Source organism: Paraburkholderia diazotrophica (genome assembly GCF_900108945.1).
GTDB lineage: Bacteria > Pseudomonadota > Gammaproteobacteria > Burkholderiales > Burkholderiaceae > Paraburkholderia > Paraburkholderia diazotrophica.
This window is the reverse complement of the sequence record NZ_FNYE01000108.1, coordinates 1-1,249: the sequence shown is the minus strand read 5'-3', so window position 1 is coordinate 1,249 and position 1,249 is coordinate 1. Positions and strand designations below refer to the sequence as shown.

Below are 1,249 nucleotides of genomic sequence, written 5' to 3'. Positions count from 1 at the left end.
TATAGCTGCACGGGGACACCAAAGCGCTGCTGATAGCGTTTGAAGAACTCGGGTCCTTGCGGCATTTTTGCAGGCGGGACACCCGCCAGCGTGCAATAGGTATCGTTGTTCATCGAGGAACCGGCTAGCTTGATGAACTGCGGAGTGCACGCTTCGTCGCCGGCAATAAACTTGACCTTCAACCCAAGCTTTTGCGCCTGTTGCACAAATGCCGCGGCTTGCGTGTCGCCACCCGTGAAAGCGATACCTTCTGGTTGACGGCTCTTGATGGTCGTCAGAATTGCCATCCAGTTCGTCGTCTTGTCAGTGCCAAATTCACGGGCGACCACATTGCCTCCGGCAGCCTTGACTGACTTTTCGATCTCATCGGCAAGACCTTGACCGTACGCCGTACGGTCGTCGACGATCGCGACCTTACGCGCACCGAGATCGTGGACCAGATAGGCGCCGATCACCGAGCCCTGCCTCACATCATTCGCGACCATACGGAACACGTTCGTGAATCCTTGCTGCGTGAGCTTCGGATTGGTTGCCGATTCGGTGATCATTGGCACGCCGGCATCCGAGTAGATTATGGAAGCAGGTATCGATGTCCCGGAGTTCGCATGTCCAACAACACCCGCCACACCGTCGTCCACCAGCTTCTGCGCGACGGTTACTGCCGTCTTGGGATCGGCCGCATCGTCCTGCGAGTCGAGCACAAACGTAACGTTTTGCCCGCCAATGCGAATCTTTTTGGTGTTCAGATCTTCGATCGCAAGCCGCACACCGTTTTCATCATCCTTTCCGATGTGGGAGAGCTCGCCAGTCAGAGGGGAAACCTGCCCGATCTTTACCGTCAGATCTGCGTGAGCCATGAGAGGTTGCAGGAAAAGCATCGGAGACGCGAGGCACATCGTTGGTCGAAATAATTGCATGGTCGTACTCACGATAGGTTGGCTTGGAATCGGATCGACAGAACCCGCGACCCGTTGGGCTCGACAACACTGCGCTCGCCCTGTAACCATCGTAATGACGCGGCAGAGTAGCCAAAATCAGCCGCGAGGACCTTTCTGCAAATTTCGATCGGGATGCGGACACTTTTCGATAATTTTTCTCGATGCCTCCTCTCCGGGCAGCCTGATCCTTAGTCCCGAATACGGCGAAGTCGTTGAGCGACTGCACGCGGGCCTTTTCTTCCGGGTAGTAACACTCGAGCACGAGAGCCGATGCGCCCACAAACCCGAAGTTCCAGCCGATGCCGAGCAGG

Annotated in this window: 1 protein-coding gene and 1 pseudogene; both read right to left on the bottom strand. The window is 56.4% G+C overall.

All coding sequences use genetic code 11. From position 1 onward, the window contains the following. The coding region (locus BMW76_RS40060) for a branched-chain amino acid ABC transporter substrate-binding protein (protein ID WP_245763589.1) at positions 1 to 857 on the bottom strand (857 nt) is incomplete at its 3' end. Further along, positions 778 to 1,249, bottom strand: a pseudogene (locus tag BMW76_RS42395) (hypothetical protein); the annotation flags it as partial. The gene BMW76_RS40060 and the pseudogene BMW76_RS42395, both read right to left, overlap by 80 nt.